Below are 25,117 nucleotides of genomic sequence, written 5' to 3'. Positions count from 1 at the left end.
TCGGGTAGCAATCAAATTGCCACCACGTCTATACACGGATCTGAATAGGTAAGAGGCTTACTATGGAATTTTTCGAAAAGCTCACCAGTCTGGCCGCCAAGGTTCGGTTGCAAGGCCCGGCCATTCAAACAGAAGAAGCGACCAAAAATGCTTTTGTAATGCCGTTTATCAACACGGTACTGGGTTATGACGTGTTTGATCCGCAGGAGGTGACGCCTGAGTTTGTCTGCGATGTCGGGACGAAGAAAGGTGAAAAAATCGACTACGCCATCATGAAAGACGGTGAAGTTCAGATACTCATTGAATGCAAAAAGATCGGCGAGTCACTGAGCATCAATCATGCCTCGCAGCTGTTTCGGTATTTTCATGTCACCAGCGCAAGAATCTCAATTCTCACCAACGGCCAGGTCTATCGGTTTTTTACTGACTTGGACGCACCGAATAAAATGGACGAAAAGCCATTTCTTGAGCTAGACCTGCTGGATATTGATGAATACTCCGTACCGGAGTTGATAAAGCTGACCAAGTCAGCCTTCGACGTCGATTCAATCATCAACGCTGCGGGAGAGCTGAAATATGTCAGCCAGCTCAAGAAGCTGATTGGCGCTCAAGTCAGTAAAACCGGAAGACGACTTCGTTAAATTCTTTGCCTCCCGCGTTTACGAGGGAGTCATCACTCAGAGAGTCCGTGAGCAGTTTTTCGAACTGACACGTAAAGCCTTGGCTCAGTTTCTGAATGACCAGATCAATGATCGACTCAAGTCGGCCATGAGCGGGGTAATTCAACCGACGATAGCTTCATTGACCGTCACGAACAGCGCAAATACGGATCTTCAGGAACGAGACGAATCGGAAGACAAGATCCTGACGACGCTTGAAGAACTGGAGGGCTCTCACATCGTCCGCGCTGTCGTACGCTCCGTTGTCGATGCCAAACGAATCGTTCAACGCGATACCCAAAGCTATTTTGGGATATTACTGGACGACAACAATCGCAAGCCTATCTGCCGTCTTCACTTCAATCGCAGCCAAAAATACCTCGGGATATTCGACGAGGAAAAAAATGAAACCCGGCACGCCATTTCATCCATTGATGAGATTTACGAATACGCGGATCAACTGAAAAAAACAGTGGGTTATTACGACTGAAGGCCGCACCGGAATATTTTCAGCCGTCGATAACCCCGTAGCGAGTTTCTTGGAATAAAAAAGCAAAGTGGAGGCGTGTTCCAAGGCTTCCTCAATCGGCATGCCGGAATTGACACGAAACAGCGGTTTTTCGTTTTCGCCGTAGTCGCCGAAAGTGACGACACCAAGTGTGGTGATTGCGGACAAGGGTGGATCAGGGACGACTTTGCTAATGATGATTGCTCTCTTGTGAAGTCGAGCCACCAGATCACATCGCTAAACATGAAGAGGGTGGCAGCTGTGTGCAGGTTAGCGATCCGGGTCTGAGAGCACCCCGGGTAGACTCAAAAGTCTCCCGCACACAGCCGCCATAAAACGCTAAAAGCTAACAGATGCCAGCTAATACTTTTGGGAGCGGTGCCACTCTTGAGGCTCGGATCGCTAAACCCGGTCGCTGATATGCAGCGACCCAAAGAGGCTAATGATCCAAACGGTACGGCACAATAGGCCAGAGATTCTCTAGGAAACGTCCTGCAATTTAAAGCGAATCGTCGTTGATGCCCCTTTGACCCAACGCCATTCTCACCTCCCTTTCACACCTCCCCGACAATTACCCTTCTAGACTTCCCCTATCAGCCGTGAAACGGCCAGGGAGTACGCCATGTGGCGGTGTGCGGTAATGCTGTGTGCAGTGGTGGTGTTGGCGGGTTGCCAGTCGACCCATCAAGAGTTGTTGGCCAAGGGTTACCCACCGGCGTTTGCCGATGGTTTTGATGACGGTTGCAGCAGCGGTCGCCAGGCGGCCGGGGTGATCAGCGGGGAGTTCCGCAAGAACGTGCCGCGTTATCTCAAGGTCCGTGAATACGCCGAGGGCTGGGAAGATGGCTTTCGCCAGTGCAAGGCCATGCGCGAGAACGAAGAGCTGCGCGACTACAAGGACAATCACTGGGATGACCGCGAACGCGACTGGCAACACGAAAAGGACCGCGACGCCGCCCGGGCCTATCGTTCGCAGTAGGTCGCTTTCAGACATCCATCGAAACTAATGCGCGGCGATCATGGCCCAAACTCCATTGAGGGAGAACGTCATGAGCCGAGCTTTTGTAAACGAGGACAACGCCGCTGCCCAGGCCGACCAGCCGGTGGAGCGCCAGGTCAGCGAGCAACCCAACCGCCTCACCGCGCAAGGGCTGGCGCAGTTGCAGGCCAAGGTTGCGCAGTTGCAGCACGAATATGGCCTGGAATCCGCCAAAGACGATAAACAGCGCCAGGCGGATCTTGAGCGGGATTTGCGTTACTTCAACCAACGGGTGCAAAGCGCCCAAGTGGTGGCACCGGCGACGTCCACCGACAAGGTGCAGATCGGCAGTTGGGTGACCTTCGCCAATGAGCTGGACGAACAGCAACGCATTCAGTTGGTCGGTGAAGACCAGGCCGATGCCGGCGCAGGCTTGATCAACTGGGGCTCGCCCCTGGGCCGCGCCTTGCTGGGCGCCCAGGTCGGCGACGAGGTGTTGTGGCAACGCCCCGTCGGCGATCAGTTGATCGAAGTGCTGCGGGTCGAGCCAGAGGCCTAGACGATGCCTTGGGCCAGCATCGCGTCGGCAACTTTGACAAAACCTGCGATGTTCGCGCCTTTGACGTAGTTGATGCGGCCGTTTTCTTCGCCGTAGTGCACGCAGGCATGGTGGATCGACTGCATGATGTTGTGCAGCTTGCTGTCCACCTCACCGGCGGTCCACAGCAGGCGCATGGCGTTCTGTGACATTTCCAGGCCACTCACCGCCACGCCACCGGCATTGGACGCCTTGCCCGGGGCGAACAGAATGCCGGCCTCGATAAAGATATCCACAGCCTCCAGGGTGGTCGGCATGTTGGCGCCTTCGGCCACGCAGATGCAGCCGTTGCGCAGTAGAGTGCGGGCGGCCTCGGCGTCGAGTTCGTTCTGCGTAGCGCAGGGCAGTGCAATATCGCAGGCCAGTTCCCAAGGGGTTTTACCGGCGCGGAATTCCAGGCCATAACGCGAAGCCAGTTCGCTGATGCGCCCGCGCTGCACGTTTTTCAGCTCCAGCAGGGCCGACCATTGCTCCTCGGTCAAACCGCTTTCGGCGTACAGGGTGCCTTCGGAATCGGACAGTGAAATCACTTTGCCACCCAGGTCCATGACCTTGCGCGCCGCGTATTGCGCCACGTTGCCGGAACCGGACACCGCCACGCGCTTGCCTTCAACCCGCTGGTTGTTGCGCTTGAGCATTTCTTCGGCGAAGTACACGCAGCCAAAACCGGTGGCTTCCGGGCGAATCAGGCTGCCGCCGTAGGTCATGCCCTTGCCGGTCAGCACCGAGGTGAACTGGTTGCTCAGGCGCTTGTACTGGCCGAACAGGAAGCCGATCTCACGGGCACCTACGCCGATGTCACCGGCCGGCACGTCCACATCCGCGCCGATATGGCGATACAACTCGCTCATGAAGGCCTGGCAGAAGCGCATGACTTCGGCGTCGCTCTTACCTTTTGGATCAAAGTCCGAGCCGCCCTTGCCGCCGCCCATGGGCAGCGACGTCAGGGAATTCTTGAAGGTCTGCTCGAAGGCGAGGAATTTCAGCACGCCCAGGTTGACCGACGGGTGGAAGCGCAAGCCGCCTTTGTAAGGGCCGATGGCGCTGTTCATCTGGATACGGAAACCGCGATTGACCTGGACCTTGCCATGATCATCCACCCACGACACCCGGAAGGTAATCGCGCGTTCCGGCTCGCAGATGCGCTCCAGGATGCCCGAGGTCAGGTAGTGAGGATTGGCTTCCAGAAACGGCCACAGACTGCGTAGGACTTCTTCTACGGCCTGGTGGAATTCCGGCTGGTCCGGGTCGCGTTTCTTGAGGCGGGCAAGGAAGGATTCGACGGATTCGATCATGAAAAGTCTCGGCAAATTTTTAGTTGTTAACGGAGATTGAGCCGGACTTTATCAATTCATTCCGCACTGCGACAGGGCAAAATGTCGCCTTTGTGAATTTAAATGGTGCGTTTTATATAAATTTATCCAGTTTCAGGGGCTTTTATGCACCCTTTCAGGGATTCAAATCAAACCGCACGCACCATCAATTTCCAGGCAAAAAAACGGAGCCCGAAGGCTCCGCTCTTTCAAACCACCAGCCCGGATCAGGCCAGTTTTTTGTGACGAACACGGTGCGGCTGGGCAGCAGCTTCGCCCAAGCGTTTTTTACGGTCCGCTTCGTACTCGGTGTAGTTACCTTCGAAGAACACCGCTTGCGAGTCGTCTTCGTACGCCAGGATGTGCGTCGCGACGCGGTCAAGGAACCACCGATCGTGAGAGATCACAATGGCAGCACCCGGGAAGTCCAGCAGGGCTTCTTCCAGGGAACGCAGGGTTTCAACGTCGAGGTCGTTGGACGGTTCGTCGAGCAGCAGGACGTTGCCGCCCTCCTTCAGGGTCAGGGCCAGGTGCAAGCGACCGCGCTCACCACCGGACAGGTCCTTGACGAACTTCTGTTGGTCGCCGCCCTTGAAGTTGAAACGGCCTACATAGGTACGGGATGGGATTTCATAGTTGCCGATGCGGATCTGGTCGGAGCCGTCGGAAATCTGCTGGAACACGGTCTTGCTGCCGTCGAGGTCTTCACGGCTCTGGTCCACGCAGGCCAGTTGCACGGTTTCGCCGACTTCGATGGTGCCCGAATCCGGGGTTTCCTTGCCCATCAGCATGCGGAACAGCGTGGATTTACCCGCACCGTTACCGCCGATTACGCCGACGATCGCGCCTTTTGGCATGGAGAACGACAGGTTGTCGATCAGTACGCGGTCGCCATAGCCTTTGGTCACGTTCTTGAACTCGATGACCTTGTCACCCAGGCGCGGACCGGCCGGGATGTAGATCTCGTTGGTTTCCGAGCGCTTCTGGAATTCCTGCGATTGCATTTCTTCAAAGCGTTGCAGACGCGCCTTGGACTTGGACTGGCGGGCCTTGGCGCCTTTGCGCACCCACTCCAGTTCTTCCTTCATGGCTTTTTCATGGGCCGATTGCTGCTTGGATTCGGCGGCCAGACGGTCGGACTTGGCTTCCAGCCAACCGGAGTAGTTGCCCTCGTAAGGGATACCGGCGCCACGGTCGAGCTCGAGGATCCAGCCGGCGACGTTGTCCAGGAAGTAGCGGTCGTGCGTGATCGCAACCACGGTGCCTGGGAAATCGTGAAGGAAGTGTTCCAGCCAGGCGACGGAATCGGCGTCCAGGTGGTTGGTCGGTTCGTCGAGCAGCAGCATGTCGGGGGCCGACAGCAGCAGGCGGCACAGGGCCACGCGGCGCTTCTCGCCACCGGACAGGTGTTCGACCTTGGCGTCCCATGCCGGCAGGCGCAGCGCGTCGGCGGCGACTTCCAGCTGGCGCTCCAGGTTATGACCGTCGCCGGCCTGCAGGATAGCTTCGAGCTTGGCCTGTTCGGCGGCGAGCTTGTCGAAGTCGGCATCCGGTTCGGCGTAGGCGGCGTAGACCTCGTCCAGGCGCGCCTGGGCGTCCTTGATCACGCTGACGGCTTCTTCGACCACTTCACGCACGGTCTTGGTCGGATCCAGGATCGGCTCTTGCGGCAGGTAGCCGATGTTCAGGTCTGGCATCGGGCGGGCTTCGCCTTCGAACTCGGTGTCGACGCCGGCCATGATTTTCAGCAGCGTGGATTTACCCGAACCGTTGAGGCCGAGTACGCCGATCTTGGCGCCGGGGAAAAAGGACAACGAAATGTTTTTCAGGATTTCCCGCTTCGGGGGGACAACTTTGCCCAGCCGATGCATGGTGAAGACGTATTGAGCCATGGTGAACCTAGCGTCAGTGACTGATGAATTAAGCGGGCGAAGCCCGTGCCAGGCCATGCGCGGCGCGGGCCGTTGACTATCATCAATGCCAGCGTGCGGTATAAAGCCTGAATATCTGGGGCTGGAACGCCCCCGCGTAACCGGCAAAGCTACCTGAATGCGCTTGGTCAGTCCAGCCAGGCAAGGGCTGGCACTTTGCCACAAGTCAAGGCATGCTAGCCGCCCTCCGGGCGTCCGGCTTATAGTGCACGTCGCGCGCCAGTCCAGCCAAACCGCAGGATCACAGCTTGTCCAAAGTCACGCCGCCAACTCCCCTGCGCGCCGCTCATATAGCGCCGGGAGCGCCCCTGCACGGCACCCTCAAGGGCGCATTGGCGACGCTTGTCCTTATGCTGCTCGCGTTATTGTTCTGGCAACTGCTGGACCAGTTGCAGCAAAACCAGAAGAACCAGCAGCAATACACCATCGACTACAGCGCCGACCTGGCTGAACAGATCAGCCTGAACATGGCCCTCAGCGCAAAGATTGCCCTGAACCTGCTGCCGATGGTCGAGCCACCGCGTGACAGCGAACAGCAACAGGCCTTGATGCGGACCTTGCAACGTTCGCTGCCGGAATTGCGCAGCATCGCCCTGCTTGCCCCCAGCGGCGCGATGATCAGCGACAGTGCCAGCGACAGCCAGGACAGCGCCTGGCTCGAAGAACTGGTGCAACGCAGCCACGGCCAGTCTTATTACCTGAGCAACAGCAACGACGGCACCCTCATCTATCTACTGTTGCATCAGCCCAGTGGCGGCTCACGGATGTATTGGGCGCTGCGCCTGGCCCCCAACTACCTGACCAACCTCACCCGCCAGGACGGCCAGGGCCAGCGCCCGATGTGGGCCATCGAGAACCGCATCAACCATCGCGTGGTCAGCCGCGACAGCGGCATGCCCGCGCAGTGGGCGTCTGCATTGACCCCGGACGAACTGAATAAAAGCGTGCTGATCACGCCGTTGAGCAAAAGCGACTGGCAACTGCGCGGGCTGTTCGACCGCAGCGCGGTGCTGGAGCAACTGCTGCCGGCCTTCATCGGCAAATGCCTGCTGGGCCTGGCGTTCTCGTTGATCCCGGTGATCGTGCTGCTGAACATGCGCCGCCGTCAGCGCCAGGTGCATGAGGGGCGGCGGCGCTACCAGGATATTTTCGAAGGCACCGGCGTGGCCCTGTGCGTGCTGGACCTGTCGGGGCTGAACGCGTTCTTCGACAAGACGCGGCTGGAGACCCGCGAGCAGCTGCACGCCTGGCTGCAGCACAACTCCAGCGAGCGCCAGCAACTGCTCAAGGAGCTGCGCGTCACCGAGGTCAACCAGGTGGCGGTCAGCCTGTTGAACGTAGGTTCCTGCGAGCAGGCCTGGGAACGCCTGATCGATGACTGCCCACGCAACGCCACGTCCATCGGTTACCAGATACTCGAAGCCGTGCTGACCCGACAAAGCCAGTTGGAGCTGGAAATCCAGCTCAAGGACGTGGCCGGCAACGAGCAATACCTGTGGCTGGTGATGCGCCTGCCCGAGCAGCAGGACGATTTCAAGGCGGTGATCCTCAGCATCAGCGATATCACCAGCCGCAAGCTGATCGAACTGTCGCTGGTGGAACGCGAGAGTTTCTGGTCGGACGTGGTGCGCACCGTGCCCGACCACCTGTATGTGCAGGACGTAATCAGCCAGCGCATGATTTTCAGCAACCACCATCTGGGCCACACCCTCGGCTATAACAAGGCCGAATTGCAGCAAATGGGCGAGTACTTCTGGGAAATCCTGCTGCACCCCGAAGACGCCGAGCATTACCACGACTTGCGCCAGCAACAGCGCCAGGTCGGCTACACCACCCAACTGCAATGCCAGTTGCGCTTCCGTCACCGCAATAATGAATGGCGGCGCTTCGATATCCGCGAACAAGCCCTGGCGCGGGACAAGACCGCGCAGATCACCCGCATCATCGGCGTGGCCAAGGACATCACCGACCAGATCGAAGCCAGCGAATCCCTGCGTGACAGCGAACAACGCTACCGCATGCTGGCCGAAAGTATCAGCGACGTGATCTGTTCCACCGACAGTCAGTTGGCCCTCAACTACGTCAGCCCGTCGGTCAACGCCGTGCTGGGCTATAACGTGGACTGGGTGTTCAAGAACGGCTGGCAGTCGATCATCGCCAACCCGCAGCAACTGACCGGCATTTACAGCCTGATGGAACAGGTCAGCCGCGCGCTGGGCGATCCTGATGCACTGAACAGGCTGCGTGATGAGATCCAGACCCAGCTCTTCCTGTTCGACTGCCTGCGCGCCGACGGTCGCAAGGTGCCGATCGAACTGCGCCTGGTGCTGGTGTGGGACGAACACGGCGCTTTCGAGGGCATCCTTGGGGTGGGCCGCGACATCAGCCAGCAACGCCGCGCCGAGAAAGACCTGCGCATGGCGGCCACGGTATTCGAGCACTCCACTTCGGCGATCCTGATCACTGACCCCGCCGGCTATATCGTGCAGGCCAACGAGGCGTTCAGCCGGGTCAGCGGCTATGCGGTCAGCGATGTACTCGACCAGTTGCCGAACATGCTCACCGTCGATGAACAGCAGGAAGCCCACCTGCGCTATGTGCTCAAGCAGTTGCACCAGCACAGCACCTGGGAAGGCGAAGTGTGGCTCAAGCGCCGCAATGGCGAGCATTACCCGGCGTGGGTCGGCATTACTGCGGTGTTCGACGACGAAGGCGACCTGGCCAGCTATGTATGCTTCTTCAGTGATATCAGCGAGCGCAAGGCCAGCGAGCAGCGCATCCACCGCCTGGCCTATTACGACGCCCTGACCCACCTGCCCAACCGCACACTGTTCCAGGACCGCCTGCACACCGCGCTGCAGTCCGCCGAACGGCAGAAGTCGTGGGTGGTGCTGATGTTCCTCGACCTCGACCGCTTCAAGCCGATCAACGACTCCCTGGGCCACGCCGCCGGCGACCGCATGCTCAAGGAAATGGCCACCCGCCTGCTGGGCTGCGTCGCCGAAGACGACACTGTGGCGCGCATGGGCGGTGATGAGTTCACCTTGCTCCTGCAGCCACGGGTCAACCGTGACATGGCACTCAACCGTGCGATTCATGTGGCCGAGCAGATCCTCGCCAGCCTGGTGAAACCTTTCGTACTGGAAGGTCGTGAGTTCTTCGTGACCGCCAGTATCGGTATCGCCCTGAGCCCGCAGGACGGTAACGAACTGAGCCAGTTGATGAAAAACGCCGACACGGCGATGTATCACGCCAAGGAACGCGGCAAGAACAACTTCCAGTTCTACCAGGCCGACATGAACGCCAGCGCCCTGGAACGCCTGGAGCTGGAAAGCGACCTGCGCCACGCCCTGGACCAGAACGAATTCGTGCTCTATTACCAGCCGCAGTTCAGCGGCGACGGCAAACGCCTGACCGGCGCCGAAGCCCTGCTGCGCTGGCGCCACCCTCGACGCGGGCTGGTGCCGCCGGGAGACTTCATCCCGGTGCTGGAAGAGTTGGGCCTGGTGGTGGACGTGGGCGACTGGGTGATCAGCGAAGCCTGTCGCCAGCTCAAGACCTGGCACCAGAACAAGGTGCGGGTGCCGAAAGTCTCGGTGAATATCTCGGCGCGACAATTCTCCGACGGCCAGTTGGGTACGCGCATCGCGACCATCCTCAAGGACACCGGCCTGCCGCCGGCGTGCCTGGAGCTGGAGCTGACCGAAAGCATCCTGATGCGTGAGGTCAACGAGGCCATGCAGATCCTCGACAGCCTGAAGAACCTGGGCCTGAGCATTGCGGTCGACGACTTTGGCACCGGTTACTCGTCGCTCAACTACCTCAAGCAGTTCCCCATCGACGTGTTGAAGATCGACCGCACCTTCGTCGACGGCCTGCCCTCCGGCGAACAGGACGCCCAGATCGCCCGCGCCATTATTGCCATGGCCCACAGCCTGAACCTGGCGGTGATCGCCGAGGGTGTGGAAACCCATGAACAGCTGGATTTTCTGCGTGAGCATGGCTGCGATGAGGTGCAGGGCTACCTGTTCGGGCGGCCGATGCCGGCGAATCGGTTCGAAGCGCAGTTCAGCAATGATGCGCTGTTCATGTTCGACTGAAATTCTGCGGTGAGGCCACTGGCCTCATCGGGGGCAAGCCCCCTCCCACATTCTGATCTGCGAACACATTCAACTGTGGGAGGGGCTTGCCCCCGATAAGGCACTCACAGCCACCGCCTATCCCCAGATGAGCCCCACTTGTCCGCGACATGATGTCCTTTCATATGCCATCTAAAACCCATTGGGTTAGAATGCCCTCCTTTTCTGCCCCCGATCCTTGAGGACCGCCATGTTCAGCCGTGATTTGACTATTGCCAAGTACGACGCCGATCTCTTCGCCGCCATGGAGCAAGAAGCCGTGCGCCAGGAAGAGCACATTGAGCTGATCGCTTCGGAAAACTACACCAGCCCTGCGGTGATGGAGGCTCAAGGTTCGGTTCTGACCAACAAGTACGCCGAAGGCTACCCGGGCAAGCGCTACTACGGTGGTTGCGAGTACGTCGACGTGGTTGAGCAACTGGCCATTGACCGTGCCAAGGAACTGTTCGGCGCCGACTACGCCAACGTCCAGCCGCACGCCGGTTCCCAAGCCAACAGCGCCGTGTACCTGGCCCTGCTGCAAGGCGGCGACACCATCCTGGGCATGAGCCTGGCCCACGGCGGTCACCTGACCCACGGCGCCAGCGTTTCCTCCTCCGGCAAGCTGTACAACGCCGTTCAATACGGTATCGATACCAACGGCCTGATCGACTACGACGAAGTCGAGCGCCTGGCGGTTGAACACAAGCCAAAAATGATCGTGGCCGGTTTCTCTGCCTACTCGCAGATCCTGGACTTCCCACGCTTCCGCGCCATCGCTGACAAGGTCGGTGCGTACCTGTTCGTCGACATGGCCCACGTGGCCGGTCTGGTCGCCGCTGGCGTCTACCCGAACCCGGTACCTTTCGCTGATGTCGTGACCACCACCACCCACAAGACCCTGCGCGGTCCACGTGGCGGCCTGATCCTGGCTCGCGCCAACGCCGACATCGAGAAGAAGCTGAACTCCGCCGTATTCCCAGGCGCCCAGGGTGGCCCGCTGGAGCACGTGATCGCCGCTAAAGCGATCTGCTTCAAGGAAGCGCTGCAGCCTGAGTTCAAGACCTACCAGCAACAAGTGGTAAAGAACGCCCAGGCCATGGCCAGCGTGTTCATCGAGCGCGGCTTTGACGTAGTGTCTGGCGGTACTGAAAACCACCTGTTCCTGCTGTCGCTGATCAAGCAGGACATCTCCGGTAAGGATGCTGACGCGGCCCTGGGCAAAGCCTTCATCACCGTGAACAAGAACTCCGTGCCGAACGACCCACGTTCGCCGTTCGTCACCTCCGGCCTGCGCTTCGGCACCCCGGCTGTGACCACTCGCGGCTTCAAGGAAGCAGAGTGCAAGGAACTGGCCGGCTGGATCTGCGACATCCTGGCCGACCTGAACAACGAAGCCGTGATCGACGCGGTACGTGAGAAGGTCAAGGCCATCTGCAAGAAGCTGCCGGTGTACGGCGCTTGATTGCAGTTGCTTGACTAAAAAGCCCGGCTCTTGAGCCGGGCTTTTTTATTCCAAATTCCAATTTGAAATACAGTTAATTGTGGGAGGGGGCTTGCCCCCGATAGCAGTGTGTCAGTCACAGAGTTATCTACTGACACACCCTCATCGGGGCAAGCCCCCTCCCACATTGGATTGTGTTTCAAGTCAGGGTTGGTAGACCTTGGCAAAACCTTCGCGAATCTTGTCTTCGGGCAACTCATCGGCAATGAACACGATCACACTCTCTCGCACCTCGCCTTCGGCCCATTCGGTATCCCAATCGAAACCGTAGAGCTTGAGCACGCCCTGGAACACCATGCGCCGGTCTTCCCCGGCAATGTTCAGCACGCCTTTGTAGCGCAGCAGTTGCTTGCCGTGGTCTTCCAGCAGTTCGTTCATGAACTCACTGAGTCGGTCGATATCCAGCGGCTGGTCGGTGCGCAATACCAGGCTGGAGATACGGTCGATGGACGGCGCCTTGCTCACCGGACGCAAGCTCATGCCGGCATTGAGGTTGAAGCCGCGCACATCGAGCAACTCGGCCAGGTCGATCTTGCCATGATCCACCACCCGGATCGGCGCACGGCGATTGATGCGGGTCAGGCGTTCACTGAGCGCATCGAAGGTAGCGTCATCCACAAGGTCGCGTTTGCTCACCAACAGGCGGTCGGCAAAGCCGATCTGGGCCTGGGCAATGGTCTGGGTCAGGTGGTGTTCGGCGTGGGCCGCGTCCACCAGGGTGATGATGCCGTCGAGGATATAGCGCTCGCGCAGTTCCTCGTCGATGAAAAAGGTCTGGGCCACAGGTGCCGGGTCGGCCAGGCCGGTGCACTCGATCACCAGGCGGTCGAAGGCGATCTCGCCGCTGTCCAGGCGCTCGAGCAGCAGGTACAGGGCCTTGGTCAGGTCGGTGTGGATGGTGCAGCACACGCAGCCGTTGGACAGGGTCATGACTTGCACCGGTTCTGCGCCCAACAGCTGGGTGTCGATACCGGCGTCACTGAATTCGTTTTCGATCACGGCGATTTTCAGGCCGTGCTCGGCTTTGAGCAGGTGGCGCAGCAAGGTGGTCTTGCCGGCACCCAGGAAGCCGCTGAGGACCGTGACTGGAATGGGAGAGGACAAAAGAAATTCTCCTTGAAGGAACACAGAAACAAATGTGGGAGGGGGCTCGCCCCCGATAGCAGCGTGTCAGGCACTTACCTGTCACTGACACACCGCTATCGGGGGCAAGCCCCCTCCCACAGGGATATTGCGTTAACTCAACAGCACTTGGGCCCACCCTTGCCGCCGTAACGGGCTTCCTGGCGCTCCCGGAAGAACGCCTTGTAGTCCATCACCGGCTTGTCCGGGTGTTTGGTTTGCATATGCTCGACGTAGGTGTCGTAGTCGGGCATGCCGACCATCAGGCGCGCGGCCTGACCGAGGTATTTACCGAGGCGACTGATGTCATTGAACATGGTTGCAACCCTCGATTACGCGTCCGGTACAGCCTGGAACGGGGCTTCTTTATCCGTACGTTCTTTGTTGCCCCAGGCGGCGACGCCGACCTTGAGCGCATAGAACAGGATGCTGAACACCACGAACAGGAACAGCGCCGTCAGCGTTGCGTTGGTGTAGGCGTTGTAGATTACGTGCTGCATCTGGTCGATGCTCTTCGCGGGGGCGAGGATCTGGCCGTTGGCCAATGCATCGCTGTACTTCTTGGCCAGCGACAGGAAGCCAATCGCCGGGTTCGCGTCGAACAGCTTGATGAAGCCCGCCGTGGTGGTGCAGATCAGCAGCCAGACGGCCGGCAGCATGGTCACCCAGATGTAGCGTTGGCGTTTCATTTTGATCAGCACAACGGTTGCCAGCATCAGCGCGATACCTGCCAGCATCTGGTTGGAGATACCGAACAGTGGCCACAAGGTGTTGATACCGCCCAGTGGGTCGATCACGCCCTGGTACAGCAGGTAACCCCACATCGCCACGCAACCGGCGGTTGCAATGAGATTGGCGGTCCACGACTCGGTGCGTTTCAGCGCCGGCACGAAGGAACCCAGCAGGTCCTGCAGCATGAAGCGGCCGGCACGGGTGCCCGCATCCACCGCCGTGAGGATGAACAGGGCTTCGAACAGGATCGCAAAGTGGTACCAGAATGCCATGGTGTTTTCACCCGGCAGTACGCTGTGCAGGATCTGTGCGATACCCACCGCCAATGTCGGCGCACCACCGGCACGGGCCAGAATGGTGGTTTCGCCGATATCATGGGCCACGGCTTGCAGCGCCTCAGGCGTGATCGCAAAGCCCCAACTGCTGACGGTTTGCGCCACGGCCACCACATCACCACCGACCACAGCGGCCGGGCTGTTCATGGCGAAGTACACGCCAGGTTCGATCACCGAAGCGGCGACCATCGCCATGATGGCCACGAACGACTCCATCAGCATGCCGCCGTAACCGATGTAGCGGGCGTTGGTTTCGTTATCCAGCAGCTTGGGCGTGGTGCCCGAGGAAATCAGCGCGTGGAAACCCGAGACCGCGCCACAGGCGATGGTGATGAACAGGAACGGGAACAGACCGCCCTTCCACACCGGGCCGGTACCGTCGATGAACTGGGTCAAGGCCGGCATTTTCAGCTCTGGCATGGTGACCAGGATGCCGATCGCCAGGGCGATGATGGTGCCGATCTTGAGGAAGGTGGAGAGGTAGTCACGCGGTGCCAGGATCAGCCACACCGGCAGAACGGCGGCGACGAAACCGTAGCCGATCAGCATCCAGGTGATCTGGATACCGGTGAAGGTGAACGCCTTGGCCCAGACCGGATCAGCGGCAATCTGCCCGCCCAGCCAGATCGAACCCAGCAGCAACAGCACGCCGATGATCGAGATTTCACCGATGCGGCCCGGGCGGATGTAGCGCATGTAGATGCCCATGAACATCGCGATCGGGATGGTCGCCATCACCGTGAAAATGCCCCATGGGCTCTCGGCCAGCGCCTTGACCACGATCAGCGCCAGCACCGCGAGGATGATGATCATGATCAGGAAGCAACCGAACAGCGCGATGGTCCCCGGGATGCGGCCCATCTCTTCGCGAACCATGTCGCCCAGGGAACGGCCGTTGCGACGGGTGGACAGGAACAGGACCATGAAGTCCTGCACCGCACCGGCCAGCACCACGCCGGCAATCAGCCAGAGCGTGCCGGGCAGGTAACCCATTTGCGCCGCCAATACCGGGCCGACCAGCGGGCCTGCACCGGCAATCGCCGCAAAGTGGTGACCAAAAAGGATGTGTTTGTTGGTCGGCACATAGTCCAGACCGTCGTTGTTGAGCACTGCGGGGGTGGCCCGCCGTGGGTCGAGTTGCATCACATTGTTAGCGATGAACAGACTGTAGTAACGGTACGCAACCAGGTAGATGGCCACAGCAGCGACCACAATCCACAAGGCGTTGATCGCCTCGCCGCGGCGCAAGGCCACTACGCCCAGGGCGCACGCTCCTACGATTGCCAGCACCAGCCAGGGTAGGTGGCGTAGCAGGCTATTATTATTTTTCATTTTTATATTCCAGCCAGGGTGGACAGAAAGGACAGCCATCCGGAGTTTAGCGCTACTGGACTTAAAGGCCACCCCCCTACGTTGGTCTAGAGCCTTCTGCGGACAAAAAAAGCAGAAAAACCGAGCCAATAGTGGCGCACGACTACAATCCCCCTATCCCCGGAGGGCTTCACCATGACCGAGCAACCGTCTGACCGCCGTCGTTTCCGCCGCATCGCCTTTGATGCCAAGACCGAAATTCGGCAAAACGGCCGCGAATGGCCAGTGCAATTGGTGGACCTGTCGCTAAAAGGCCTGCTGGTGCAACGGCCGGAAGACTGGAAGGGCAACAAGGCGCTGCCGTTCGACGTCGATATACGCCTCGATCCGAAGGCACATATAAAGATGCAAGTGCGACTGACCCATGAGGATCCTGGGCAACTGGGGTTTGTGTGTCAGCACATCGACCTGGATTCGATCAGCCACTTGCGGCGGCTGATCGAGTTGAACCTGGGTGACGAGGACGAGCTGCACCGGGAGTTGGCCGCCTTGCTGGAAGTATGACGGCTCAGGGAAATGCCGTACGCGCCGGGAAGTCGCTTTCCGTGTCCCAGTAACCGGCTTTCTGCGTCGATGCCGCCTGCCACTGGCCATCCACCCAACGGTAGGTCTGGTAACGCATGGCAAAATCATCGTCACCGTCGCCGTCCATAAAGCACGAGATTTGCAACAGCTCATCCGCACTACCGTCGACGGGCGTCGAAACCTTCCAGGCCGCCTTGCCGGTGCTGGCCAGGGTCAGTGGTTTGAGTTTGCCATCGGTGTCCTGGTAGCTCACCGGTTCCAGTTGCTGCTTGGCAGGCAGCAACAGTTGCGTGGCCGGGCCACTGTAGCTGCCCATGGGCGCGGTCTGATCAACGATCAAAAAATACACAGGCGCGGGCTGTCCCTTGAGCGGGGCTTTCTTGACCTTGGCCAGCGGGTAGCCGAGGTCCTTGCGCGCGATCACCTCGCCGGAGGCCGACACCAGACGCAGCTGGGCGTCGAGCAACGGGTTTTCAACCAGGTCACCGGGCTCGTCGAACGAGTCTGCGTCCAACCCGTTGCCCCAACTGTCCTTATGCAATTGAGCGCTGATGCGCTGGTCTTCCAGCACCTGCAGCACGCTGCCTTCTTCCGTGACCAGCTCTTGCGCCAGGCGATATCCCGCCGGCAAGTCGGCCCACGCCAGGACAGGCAGACCGGCCAAGGTCATGAACAGGGCGAGCACGCCCCAGCGATTCGTTCGTTGCATTGCGCCCATCCCTGTTTACTCGAAAAGTGCATCCAATGCCTGCTCCAGGCGGGTCACCCCAATAATCTGTATCCCGGGCGGCGATTCCTTCGGCGCGTTGCCCTTGGGCACGATGGCGCGCTTGAAACCATGCTTGGCCGCTTCCTTCAAGCGCTCCTGGCCGCTGGGCACCGGGCGAACTTCACCGGACAAACCGACTTCACCAAACACCAGCAAGTCATGGGGCAATGGCCGGTTACGCAGGCTGGACATGACTGCCGCCATCAACGCCAGGTCGGAGGCGGTCTCCAGCACCTTGACCCCGCCGACCACGTTGAGGAACACGTCCTGGTCATGGGTCGGGATGCCACCGTGGCGGTGCAGGACCGCCAACAGCATCGCCAGGCGGTTCTGGTCCAGGCCCAGGGTCACGCGGCGCGGGTTGGCCAGGTGGCTGTCATCCACCAACGCCTGCACTTCCACCAGCATCGGCCGGGTGCCTTCCCACGTTGCCATCACCACACTGCCAGGGACTTCTTCCTGGGCACGCGTCAGGAAAATCGCTGATGGGTTGGAGACTTCTTTCAGCCCCCGGTCGGTCATGGCGAATACACCCAACTCGTTCACCGCCCCGAAACGGTTCTTCACCGCCCGCAGCAAGCGCAGGCGACCATCGGACTCGCCCTCGAAATACAGCACCGTGTCGACCATATGCTCGAGCACCCGAGGCCCGGCCAGCGCGCCTTCCTTGGTGACGTGGCCGACCAGGAAGATCGCCGTGCCGCTCTGCTTGGCATACCGCACCAGCAGCGCCGCACTCTCGCGCACCTGGGACACGCCACCCGGCGCCGATTGCAACTGCTCGGTGAAAATGGTCTGGATCGAGTCGATCACCATGACCTTGGGCTTTTCGATACGGGCCGTGGCAATGATGCTTTCGATGCAGGTCTCGGTCATGACCCGCAGCTGATCCTGGGGCAACCCCAGGCGGCGGGCGCGCATGGCCACTTGTTGCTGGGATTCTTCGCCGGTGACGTACAGCGCCGGCATGCGGCTGGCGATGCTGCACAGGGTTTGCAGCAAAATCGTCGACTTGCCGATGCCCGGGTCGCCGCCGATCAGCACCACCGAGCCGTCCACCAGGCCGCCGCCCAGCACGCGGTCCAATTCGCCGGATGCCGTGGAAAAACGCGGGATCTCTTCGACGCTGACTTCAGCCAGGGTCTTGATCTGCGCCTGCTGCCCGGTCCAGCCGGCCCGGCCGGTGGGGGCCGCCGCACCGCCACTCTCAATCATGGTTTCAGTCAGGGTGTTCCACGCACCGCACTCGGAGCACTGGCCGGCCCACTTGGGAAAGGTCGCGCCGCACTCCGTGCAGCCGTACATGCGCTTGGCCTTTGCCATTTGAGAACCTCCAACCGAAAAACCGCGATGATAGCTCAGCGCGACGCCGGGGTCCGGATTTCACCACTGGCCAAGCGTGAAGCGGTGTTACCGACCGGGTCTTCGGCATTGAGATCGGCCCCCTTGGCCTTGAGTTCATCCAGCAGCTCGACACGCTTGAACAGCCCGGCGTACATGGCCGCGGTCTGTCCGGCACCGTTGCGCTGGTCGGGGTTGCAGTCGGTGGCCAGCAGGCGCTGGGCGATTTTCAACTCGCCCTTGAAGATCGCGCCCATCAGCGCGGTGTTGCCGCGTTTGTCCTGCACGCAGGCGTCGGCACCGGCGTTGAGCAGGCGCTCCACGAAAGGCCCCTGGCCGTGGTAGGCAGCGAGGATCAGCGCGGTGTAGCCCTTGTCGTCCTGGGTGTTGAGGCTGTAGCCGGAGTCGATAAAGGTATTGAGCATGTCGAGGTCGCCACGGCGGGCGGCGTCGAAATAGTAGTCCTGCAATTGGGCCTTGAGCGCCACCGGGTCGGGAGTCTCGGCCTGGGCGACAAAGGCCAGCATGGCCATCAGCAAGCCGATAGAAATTCGCATGGTTGTTCTCCTGCCAGGGGTCGACGCCCGTATCGGGGCGTCGACCGTAACCAACGGATCAGTCAGTCAGTTTTTCCGCCAGCGCCTTCACGCGCGCCAGGTCACCTTTGGCCACCTTGGCTACACCGGTGCCGTACTCCGGGTCGGCTTTGTAGAGGAACGACAGGATGATGTGTTTGCTCTCGTCATCGGTGGTGGCCAGCGAGCCGCCGAAGTTTTCGATCAAGTCCTGACGCTCTTTCTTGCTGTAGGAGCGGTACAAGTCACCCGCCTGCTTGAAGTTCTGCTCACGCTGGATCTTCGCCTGCTGGGTGCTGCCTGACAGCGCCGACTGGCTGTAGCGCGCGGTTTGCGGTTCTTCCCGTGGCAACAGGCGACTTGGCTGGTAGTTCACACCGGTGGTGGTCTTGCCGAAGTTCATCGCGCCGTCCTGGTTGCCGTTGTTGACGGTCACCCGTGGCGCGTTGATCGGCAGTTGCAGGGCATTGGCGCCCAGGCGGTACATCTGGGTGTCGGCGTAGGAGAACACCCGGCCTTGCAGCAGGCGATCTTCCGACGGCTCGATGCCCGGCACCAGGTTGGCCGGGGCCATGGCTACCTGCTCGGTTTCCTGGAACACGTTGGCCGGGTTGCGGTTCAACACCATTTGCCCGACTTTGCGCTCAGGCACGTTCGGCCAGATCTTGGTGGCGTCCAGCGGGTCGAAATCGAACTTGGCCAGGTCTTCAGGCTTGAGCACCTGCACGTACAGGTCCCACTTGGGGAAGTCGCCCTTGTTGATGTGGGTGACCAGGTCATTGGTCATGTGGCTGTAGTCGCGGCCCTGCACTTCGGTGACCTGCTTGGGATCGAGGTTCTTGATGCCTTGCAGGCTTTTCCAGTGGAACTTGACGTAGTGCACTTCCCCCTTGGCGTTGATCAGCTTGTAGGCGTGCACACCGTTGCCGTCCATCTCCCGATAACTGGCCGGGGTGCCGGAGTCGGAGTACAACTCGGTCAGCGTACGGGTGGCTTCGGGCACGTGGGAGAAGAAGTCGAAGCGCCGCGAATCGTCATCCAGGTTGGTACGTGGGTCTGGCTTGAACGCGTGGACCATGTCAGGGAACTTGATGGCATCACGGATGAAGAACGTCGGGAAGTTGTTGCCCACCAAATCCCAATTGCCTTCGGCGGTATAGAACTTGGTGGCGAAACCGCGTGGGTCACGCAGGGTTTCCGGGGAGTGGTTGCCGTGGACCACGGCGGAGAAGCGCACGAACACCGGGGTGGCCTCGCCGGCGGCAAACACCTTGGCCTTGGTCAGGTCGCTGAGGCTATCAGTGACGGTAAAGGTGCCGTGGGCACCGGTACCACGGGCGTGTACAACGCGCTCGGGGATACGTTCGCGGTCGAAGCGCTGCAATTTCTGAATAAGCTGCACGTCCTGGAGTAGCACCGGGCCATTGGCGCCGGCGGTTTGCGAGTTCTGGTTGTCACCGACGGCGGCACCGTTGTCGCGGGTCAGGTTGGCGGCGTGTACAGACAGGGAAAGCAGGCTGGCGGTCACCAGTACCAGCGCGGATCGCGCGGTAACAGGCCCGCGGCTCATTGGATTGTTCATCGAGGTTTCCTCTGGTTTTTTTAGTGCACATTCAGTTGTGCTTGCCAGAGGCTAGTGACCCGCGAGTCAGAAGATAAATAGAAAAGTCATAACAACCCGATTGATAAAATAATCTGGTAAGTCGCTGATTTGGCGGGTATTTCGCGCGCGATTGATGGCACTTTGCAAACTAATTGCGTTTTAATGTGTCGATAAAAGCTAACAGTGTGAGCGGTTGTTTCAGGCAAGCCCTCTACGACTGACTTACACTGGGTACCACCCTTCTCATCTGTAACAAGGAATAACCTATGGGCGTGATCAGTGAGTTCAAGGCCTTCGCGGTCAAAGGTAATGTGGTCGACATGGCCGTCGGTATTATCATCGGCGCAGCCTTCGGCAAAATTGTTTCCTCGTTTGTAGGCGACGTGGTGATGCCGCCCATTGGTCTGTTGATCGGTGGCGTGGACTTCGGTGACCTGGCGATAACGCTAAAGGCTGCCCAAGGCGATGTGCCTGCGGTGGTCCTGGCATACGGCAAGTTCATCCAGAGCGTCATCGACTTTGTGATCATCGCGTTTGCGATCTTCATGGGCGTGAAGGCGATCAATCGCCTCAAACGTGAAGAGGCCGTGGCGCCAAGCCTGCCGCCGACGCCGACCAAGGAAGAAGTGCTGCTGGGTGAGATCCGCGATCTGCTCAAGGCACAGAACGACAAGCCGCTCTAATCGAGCCGGCATGAAAAGGCGCCTGTTTGAGGCGCCTTTTTTATTACCAGTAGTTCTCCACCGCCACCTGGCCGGGTCGCCGGCTCAAGCTCAGGTTCATATCGCGCAGCTTGAGCAATTGGCGCGTGTCATCGACCATCTGCGGGTTGCCGCAAATCAGCACGCGGGAATGCTCCGGGGTCAGTTCGACGCCGGCCGCGCGCTCCAGTTCGCCATTTTCGATCAGCGTGGTGATGCGCCCATTCAATGCGCCGGGGTGTTGTTCGCGGGTAACAATGGGGATGTAGGTCAGTTTGTGCGCGTATTCGGTCAGGTATTCGCGCTCGCCCAACTCGTTGATCAGCTCTTGGTAAGCCAGCTCTCTGGCTTCCCGTGCGCTGTACACCAGGATGATGCGCTCGAATTTCTCCCAGACCTCGAAGTCTTGCAGGATCGACAAAAACGGCGCCACCCCGGTGCCGGTGCCAAGCATCCACAAATCCCGACCGTCGACGAAGCGGTTCAAGGTCAGGAACCCCGTGGCCTGGCGCTCCACCATCAAGGTATCGCCGACTCGCAGACGGCTCAGCTCGCTGGTGAACTCACCGTCCGGGACGACAATCGAGAAAAAATCCAGGTGCTCATCAAACGGCGAGGACACCAAGGAATACGCACGCCATACCGTGCTGCCATCCGCCTTGGTGACACCCAGGCGTACAAACTGGCCCGCGGTAAAACGAAAGCCCGGATCGCGGGTGGTGCGCAGGGTAAACAGACTGGGGGTCAGCGATTGCACGTCGAGCAAGATCTGGCGGGTAAATTTCTCAGCACTGGCCGTCATGGGGGGCTCCGTTCTACAAGTGCCCTAGTGTCGCTCAAAGTCGTGCGCGGAAACACCTACGATAGGAAGTGGCATCACACCAGTACGCAATGATGGCAAGTTGATTTCACCTTCGATCAATTCGCTATTAGCTTTAAAAACTACCTCATATAGCCGCTGTTAGTGGGTTGTTACAGGCGCTTCAACCCCCTAATAAATCGCGAGTTTCGAACTTGCCAATTGCTTGGCTAACTACCTTCCTGTGGAAAAATTCTTAAACCTTACAGCGCAAGAACGAAATTTTCCTCTCGCCATGTAGTACGTGTCCTACACTGATTTTCGTGCAACGTTGGGGATAAAGGACGTACCCCAAGTCACGGAGACCCCATGGAGATTTACCCATGCTTAACTGGCGAAATACACGACTCCACTCGCTGGAAGGTGAGGACGAGGTCACCAGCGTATTTGAAATGACCATCAACAAGGCCTACGAACTCGGTTTCCAATACTGTTCCTTCAAGATGAGTTCTCAACTCACCAACGGTGAAAACAAACCGGTGGAACTGACGAACTATCCAATTGAATGGAAAAATCTATACCACCAAGCGCACTACTTCGATGTAGACCCCGTAGTGAAACATTGTAGGGAGGGCGTGTTACCCCTTGTCTGGAAGGAGGAAACATTCAAAGACGTGCCCAGTCTTTGGTCTTTGGCCGCTACCTTGGAGGTACACAAGGCGTTGACCATCAGCGTGCATGATTTCCGGGGGGTCTTCAGCATGCTGACGTTGAGCCGTGGCAAAGGTGACATCAGCCCGGAAGAATTGTATGAAAAAGCAGGAATGGCGCTATGGCTTTGCCACGCCATGCATGCCGTGCTGGCGCAGAAGTTTGCCGAAAAACCCAGCGTCAACCCTGCAAGCAAATTGACCCCTAGGGAAACGGAAGTCCTTATGTGGTCTGGCATGGGCAAGACCGCAGCAGATATCGCCGCCATACTTTGTTTGTCCGAGCGTACGGTAGGCTTTCATGTCAGCAGTATCCTCAAGAAACTGGGCGTCAACAACAAAATCGCCGCCGTGCTTCGCGCCGCGCAGGCCGGGATTATTTAACCGGCCAAGAAACACCGCATGTAATCGCGCTGAAAAAAACGTAACATTTACCACCCACTCTGAGTGCTGAGCGACCCCTCCGGGGTGTCGCCCGTGGTTCACTCAGACGGTTCGGCAACCGCTGTCGAACACCCATCGTTTACCCAGAGTCTCCCCCGCCATGCCCCTGCTCGAAAGCCCCTTTGCCCAGCTCGATCTGATCCGCCAGCCAGAGCAACACAACGATCCGCTGCAAGCCTTCGATGCCGCCGACGAGTACCTGCTCAGCCACTTGGCGGAACAGCAGCCGACCGCACAAACCCGGGTGCTGGTGCTCAATGACAGCTTCGGCGCCCTTGCGGCCAGCCTTCAAGGCAACGTGCAACTGACCTCCAGTGGCGATTCGTTCCTGGCGGCGCAAGGCCTGGAAAAAAACCTGGTGCGCAACGGCAAGGCGTTTGACGCCGTTGCGTTCATCCCGGCCAGCCATATCCCCACCGGGCCGTTCGACCGGGTGCTGATCCGCGTACCCAAAACCCTGGCATTGCTGGAAGAACAACTGATTCGCTTGCAAGGCCAGCTGGCCCCAGGCGCCGAAGTGATCGCCGGGGCGATGATCAAGCATTTGCCACGGGCGGCGGGCGAGTTGCTGGAGCGTTACATTGGCCCGATGCACGCATCGCTCGCGGTAAAAAAGGCGCGATTGCTGATCGCCACCGTTGAAGATCGCCCTGCTGCCGTGTCGCCCTACCCCACCCGCTACACCCTGGACGCACCGGCTATCGAACTGCTGAACCACGCCAACGTGTTCTGCCGCGAAGGCCTGGACATCGGCACTCGCGCCTTCCTGCCCCACCTGCCGAAAAACCTGGGCAGCGCCCGCGTGGCAGACCTGGGTTGCGGCAACGGCGTACTGGCGATTGCCAGCGCCCTGCAAAACCCCGAAGCGCACTACACCTTGGTGGACGAGTCCTACATGGCGGTGCAATCGGCGGCCGAAAACTGGCAAGCGGCCCTTGGTGATCGCGATGTGATCGTGCGTGCCGCCGACGGCCTGGCGGGGCAAGAGCCGCAATCCCTGGACGTGGTGCTGTGCAATCCACCGTTCCACCAGCAGCAGGTGGTCGGCGATTTCCTCGCCTGGCGCATGTTCCAACAGGCACGGGAAGCCCTGGTGGTGGGCGGCGCCCTTTATATCGTCGGCAACCGCCACCTCGGTTATCACACCAAGCTGGCGCGCCTGTTCCGGGGTGTCGAGCAAGTCGCCACCACGCCAAAATTCGTGATCCTCAAGGCGCGCAAATAAAAAAACCCTGCTTCTCTGGCGAAAAGCAGGGCTGGAAAGCCGGGCCGCAAAGCCCGGATCGGGATGTCAGTGGGTGGTCAGGCCAGCCGCACTCATAAACATGCGCATCAGGCTGGCCACGACGAACAGGGCCAGCACACTGCCCGTCCAGATCATCGCCAGCCACCCCAGGCGCCGCCACAACGGCTGCTTCTCGGCCTGTTCAATCTCGTGCAACGAAGGTTTGCCGGACATGGAACGCCCCTCCTAGTGGTAACCGTCTTCGTGGGTGACCTTGCCGCGGAACACGTAGTAGCTCCAGAAGGTATAGCCCAGGATGAACGGGATAATGAACAAGGTGCCCACCAGCATGAAGCCTTGGCTTTGCGGCGGCGCGGCAGCGTCCCAGATCGACACCGATGGCGGAATGATGTTGGGCCACAGGCTGATACCCAAGCCGCTGTAGCCCAGGAAGATCAACACCAGCGTCAGCAGGAACGGCGTGTAGTGCGCATTACGCGCCACGGCACGGAACAACCCGTACAGGGTCACCAGCACCAGGATCGGCACCGGCAGGAACCAGAACAGGTTCGGCAGGGTGAACCAGCGCGAGGCGATTTCCGGGTGCGTCAGCGGCGTCCAGATACTCACAATGCCGATCACCGCCAGCAAAACGAAGGCCAACGGTCGCGCCAGGTTGTGCATTTTTTCCTGAAGCGGGCCTTCGGTCTTCATGATCAACCAGGTGCAGCCGAGCAACGCGTAGGCCACGATCAGCGCCACGCCGCAGAACATCGTGAACGGCGTGAGCCAGTCCAGCGAACCGCCGGCAAACTGGCGGTTCACTACAGGGATGCCATCGATGAACGCGCCCAGCGCCACGCCCTGGAAGAACGTGGCGGCCAGTGAACCGCCGATAAAGGCCTTGTCCCATAGATGACGCTTGTGGTCCTTGGCCTTGAAGCGGAACTCGAAGGCCACACCGCGGAAGATCAGCCCGATCAGCATCAGGATCAGCGGCAGGTACAGCGCCGACAACACCACCGAATAGGCCAGCGGGAACGCACCGAACAACGCTGCGCCGCCCAGTACCAGCCAGGTTTCGTTACCGTCCCACACCGGGGCCACGGTGTTCATCATCACGTCACGGTCGGTCTTGCCCGGGATAAACGGAAACAGGATGCCGATACCCAGGTCGAAGCCGTCCATGACCACGTACATCATGATGCCGAAGATAATGATCACGGCCCAGATCAGCGGAAGATCAATACCCATC

Annotated in this window: 20 protein-coding genes and 2 pseudogenes; 9 read left to right on the top strand and 13 right to left on the bottom strand. The window is 59.6% G+C overall.

The features are described 5' to 3' along the window. The first annotated feature begins 62 nt into the window (after positions 1-62). Positions 63-1,149 (top strand): annotated as a pseudogene (locus tag BMX59_RS22440) (type I restriction endonuclease). A 39-nt stretch (positions 1,150-1,188) separates the two neighbouring features. Here the strand turns inward: BMX59_RS22440 and BMX59_RS22435 are convergent. Continuing rightward, a pseudogene (locus tag BMX59_RS22435) lies at positions 1,189-1,362 on the bottom strand (DUF3077 domain-containing protein); the annotation flags it as partial. A 427-nt stretch (positions 1,363-1,789) separates the two neighbouring features. Between BMX59_RS22435 and BMX59_RS22430 the strand changes: the two are divergent. Both BMX59_RS22430 and BMX59_RS22425 read left to right on the top strand, forming a co-directional pair. Then, on the top strand, positions 1,790-2,146 hold the full coding sequence (locus tag BMX59_RS22430; protein ID WP_093125878.1) for a hypothetical protein: 357 nt from the start codon (positions 1,790-1,792) through the stop codon (positions 2,144-2,146). Between the two features lie 70 nt (positions 2,147-2,216). After that, positions 2,217-2,705 (top strand): GreA/GreB family elongation factor, encoded by a 489-nt coding sequence (locus tag BMX59_RS22425; RefSeq protein ID WP_071489966.1) that lies wholly within the window; start codon positions 2,217-2,219, stop codon positions 2,703-2,705. Here the strand turns inward: BMX59_RS22425 and gdhA are convergent. Continuing rightward, positions 2,702-4,039 (bottom strand): NADP-specific glutamate dehydrogenase, encoded by a 1,338-nt coding sequence (gene gdhA, locus BMX59_RS22420; RefSeq protein WP_093125875.1) that lies wholly within the window; start codon positions 4,037-4,039, stop codon positions 2,702-2,704. The genes BMX59_RS22425 and gdhA overlap by 4 nt on opposite strands. Positions 4,040-4,284: 245 nt before the next feature. Then, positions 4,285-5,949: an energy-dependent translational throttle protein EttA gene (gene ettA / locus BMX59_RS22415; RefSeq protein WP_071489964.1), complete on the bottom strand. Its 1,665-nt coding sequence runs from the start codon at positions 5,947-5,949 to the stop codon at positions 4,285-4,287. Between the two features lie 287 nt (positions 5,950-6,236). Between ettA and BMX59_RS22410 the strand changes: the two genes are divergently transcribed. Then, complete coding sequence (locus tag BMX59_RS22410; protein WP_093125871.1) at positions 6,237-10,088, top strand: sensor domain-containing protein; 3,852 nt, start codon at positions 6,237-6,239, stop codon at positions 10,086-10,088. A gap of 229 nt (positions 10,089-10,317) precedes the next feature. Then, entirely contained in the window at positions 10,318-11,571 is a 1,254-nt protein-coding gene (gene glyA, locus BMX59_RS22405) for a serine hydroxymethyltransferase (RefSeq protein ID WP_093125868.1), read from the top strand. A 183-nt stretch (positions 11,572-11,754) separates the two neighbouring features. Here the strand turns inward: glyA and yjiA are convergent, their stop codons facing one another. The 3 genes from yjiA to BMX59_RS22390 all read right to left on the bottom strand — a co-directional run bounded on the left by yjiA (position 11,755) and on the right by BMX59_RS22390 (position 15,131). Next, positions 11,755-12,714, bottom strand: coding sequence for a GTPase (yjiA, locus tag BMX59_RS22400; protein ID WP_093125864.1), 960 nt, complete (start codon positions 12,712-12,714; stop codon positions 11,755-11,757). A gap of 137 nt (positions 12,715-12,851) precedes the next feature. Next, a complete protein-coding gene (locus BMX59_RS22395; RefSeq protein WP_003194308.1) occupies positions 12,852-13,049 on the bottom strand; it encodes a YbdD/YjiX family protein in 198 nt (65 codons plus the stop codon). Between the two features lie 15 nt (positions 13,050-13,064). Next, positions 13,065-15,131 (bottom strand): carbon starvation CstA family protein, encoded by a 2,067-nt coding sequence (locus tag BMX59_RS22390; RefSeq protein ID WP_058427703.1) that lies wholly within the window; start codon positions 15,129-15,131, stop codon positions 13,065-13,067. Positions 15,132-15,305: 174 nt separating this feature from the next. Here BMX59_RS22390 and BMX59_RS22385 point away from each other — a divergent pair, with 174 nt between their 5' ends. Beyond that, positions 15,306-15,674: a PilZ domain-containing protein gene (locus tag BMX59_RS22385; protein WP_058427704.1), complete on the top strand. Its 369-nt coding sequence runs from the start codon at positions 15,306-15,308 to the stop codon at positions 15,672-15,674. Between the two features lie 4 nt (positions 15,675-15,678). On the opposite strand, the gene BMX59_RS22380 is transcribed toward BMX59_RS22385, so the two are convergent. The 4 genes from BMX59_RS22380 to katB are packed head-to-tail and all read right to left on the bottom strand — an operon-like array spanning position 15,679 to position 19,962. Further along, entirely contained in the window at positions 15,679-16,404 is a 726-nt protein-coding gene (locus tag BMX59_RS22380; protein WP_093126025.1) for a hypothetical protein, read from the bottom strand. A gap of 15 nt (positions 16,405-16,419) precedes the next feature. Further along, positions 16,420-17,787, bottom strand: a complete 1,368-nt coding sequence (radA, locus tag BMX59_RS22375; protein WP_049711449.1) for a DNA repair protein RadA — start codon at positions 17,785-17,787, stop codon at positions 16,420-16,422. Positions 17,788-17,822: 35 nt separating this feature from the next. After that, entirely contained in the window at positions 17,823-18,362 is a 540-nt protein-coding gene (locus BMX59_RS22370; RefSeq protein ID WP_092248290.1) for an ankyrin repeat domain-containing protein, read from the bottom strand. 58 nt (positions 18,363-18,420) lie between these two features. Next, positions 18,421-19,962 (bottom strand): catalase KatB, encoded by a 1,542-nt coding sequence (gene katB / locus BMX59_RS22365; RefSeq protein WP_071489959.1) that lies wholly within the window; start codon positions 19,960-19,962, stop codon positions 18,421-18,423. Positions 19,963-20,249: 287 nt separating this feature from the next. On the opposite strand from katB, the gene mscL reads away from it, so the two are divergent. After that, positions 20,250-20,666 (top strand): large-conductance mechanosensitive channel protein MscL, encoded by a 417-nt coding sequence (mscL, locus tag BMX59_RS22360; protein ID WP_071489958.1) that lies wholly within the window; start codon positions 20,250-20,252, stop codon positions 20,664-20,666. A gap of 43 nt (positions 20,667-20,709) precedes the next feature. Here the strand turns inward: mscL and BMX59_RS22355 are convergent, their stop codons facing one another. Beyond that, positions 20,710-21,486 carry a ferredoxin--NADP reductase gene (locus BMX59_RS22355; protein WP_093125859.1) on the bottom strand — a complete coding sequence of 259 codons (777 nt, stop codon included), beginning with the start codon at positions 21,484-21,486 and terminating at the stop codon, positions 20,710-20,712. Positions 21,487-21,866: 380 nt separating this feature from the next. Between BMX59_RS22355 and BMX59_RS22350 the strand changes: the two genes are divergently transcribed. Together BMX59_RS22350 and BMX59_RS22345 are read left to right on the top strand one after the other, a co-directional pair. Next, positions 21,867-22,577, top strand: coding sequence for a helix-turn-helix transcriptional regulator (locus BMX59_RS22350; protein ID WP_092248284.1), 711 nt, complete (start codon positions 21,867-21,869; stop codon positions 22,575-22,577). Between the two features lie 160 nt (positions 22,578-22,737). Then, positions 22,738-23,862: a methyltransferase gene (locus tag BMX59_RS22345; protein ID WP_092248281.1), complete on the top strand. Its 1,125-nt coding sequence runs from the start codon at positions 22,738-22,740 to the stop codon at positions 23,860-23,862. A gap of 66 nt (positions 23,863-23,928) precedes the next feature. Here the strand turns inward: BMX59_RS22345 and BMX59_RS22340 are convergent, their stop codons facing one another. Next, positions 23,929-24,096 (bottom strand): DUF2474 domain-containing protein, encoded by a 168-nt coding sequence (locus BMX59_RS22340; RefSeq protein ID WP_071489954.1) that lies wholly within the window; start codon positions 24,094-24,096, stop codon positions 23,929-23,931. Positions 24,097-24,108: 12 nt separating this feature from the next. Next, complete coding sequence (gene cydB, locus BMX59_RS22335; protein ID WP_092248277.1) at positions 24,109-25,116, bottom strand: cytochrome d ubiquinol oxidase subunit II; 1,008 nt, start codon at positions 25,114-25,116, stop codon at positions 24,109-24,111. Position 25,117: the final 1 nt, after the last annotated feature.

This window comes from Pseudomonas sp. NFR09, assembly GCF_900111535.1.
Lineage (GTDB): Bacteria > Pseudomonadota > Gammaproteobacteria > Pseudomonadales > Pseudomonadaceae > Aquipseudomonas > Aquipseudomonas extremorientalis.
Note: the sequence above shows the minus strand (reverse complement) of the source record. Positions and strands in the feature narration are given on the sequence as shown.

Coding starts and splice junctions, on each gene's coding strand:
- BMX59_RS22430 (WP_093125878.1), top strand. CDS start 1,790: ATGTGGCGGTGTGCGGTAATGCTGTGTGCAGTGGTGGTGTTGGCGGGT.
- BMX59_RS22425 (WP_071489966.1), top strand. CDS start 2,217: ATGAGCCGAGCTTTTGTAAACGAGGACAACGCCGCTGCCCAGGCCGAC.
- gdhA (WP_093125875.1), bottom strand. CDS start 4,039: ATGATCGAATCCGTCGAATCCTTCCTTGCCCGCCTCAAGAAACGCGAC.
- ettA (WP_071489964.1), bottom strand. CDS start 5,949: ATGGCTCAATACGTCTTCACCATGCATCGGCTGGGCAAAGTTGTCCCC.
- glyA (WP_093125868.1), top strand. CDS start 10,318: ATGTTCAGCCGTGATTTGACTATTGCCAAGTACGACGCCGATCTCTTC.
- BMX59_RS22395 (WP_003194308.1), bottom strand. CDS start 13,049: ATGTTCAATGACATCAGTCGCCTCGGTAAATACCTCGGTCAGGCCGCG.
- BMX59_RS22390 (WP_058427703.1), bottom strand. CDS start 15,131: ATGAAAAATAATAATAGCCTGCTACGCCACCTACCCTGGCTGGTGCTG.
- BMX59_RS22385 (WP_058427704.1), top strand. CDS start 15,306: ATGACCGAGCAACCGTCTGACCGCCGTCGTTTCCGCCGCATCGCCTTT.
- BMX59_RS22380 (WP_093126025.1), bottom strand. CDS start 16,404: ATGCAACGAACGAATCGCTGGGGCGTGCTCGCCCTGTTCATGACCTTG.
- radA (WP_049711449.1), bottom strand. CDS start 17,787: ATGGCAAAGGCCAAGCGCATGTACGGCTGCACGGAGTGCGGCGCGACC.
- BMX59_RS22370 (WP_092248290.1), bottom strand. CDS start 18,362: ATGCGAATTTCTATCGGCTTGCTGATGGCCATGCTGGCCTTTGTCGCC.
- katB (WP_071489959.1), bottom strand. CDS start 19,962: ATGAACAATCCAATGAGCCGCGGGCCTGTTACCGCGCGATCCGCGCTG.
- mscL (WP_071489958.1), top strand. CDS start 20,250: ATGGGCGTGATCAGTGAGTTCAAGGCCTTCGCGGTCAAAGGTAATGTG.
- BMX59_RS22355 (WP_093125859.1), bottom strand. CDS start 21,486: ATGACGGCCAGTGCTGAGAAATTTACCCGCCAGATCTTGCTCGACGTG.
- BMX59_RS22350 (WP_092248284.1), top strand. CDS start 21,867: ATGCTTAACTGGCGAAATACACGACTCCACTCGCTGGAAGGTGAGGAC.
- BMX59_RS22345 (WP_092248281.1), top strand. CDS start 22,738: ATGCCCCTGCTCGAAAGCCCCTTTGCCCAGCTCGATCTGATCCGCCAG.
- BMX59_RS22340 (WP_071489954.1), bottom strand. CDS start 24,096: ATGTCCGGCAAACCTTCGTTGCACGAGATTGAACAGGCCGAGAAGCAG.
- cydB (WP_092248277.1), bottom strand. CDS start 25,116: ATGGGTATTGATCTTCCGCTGATCTGGGCCGTGATCATTATCTTCGGC.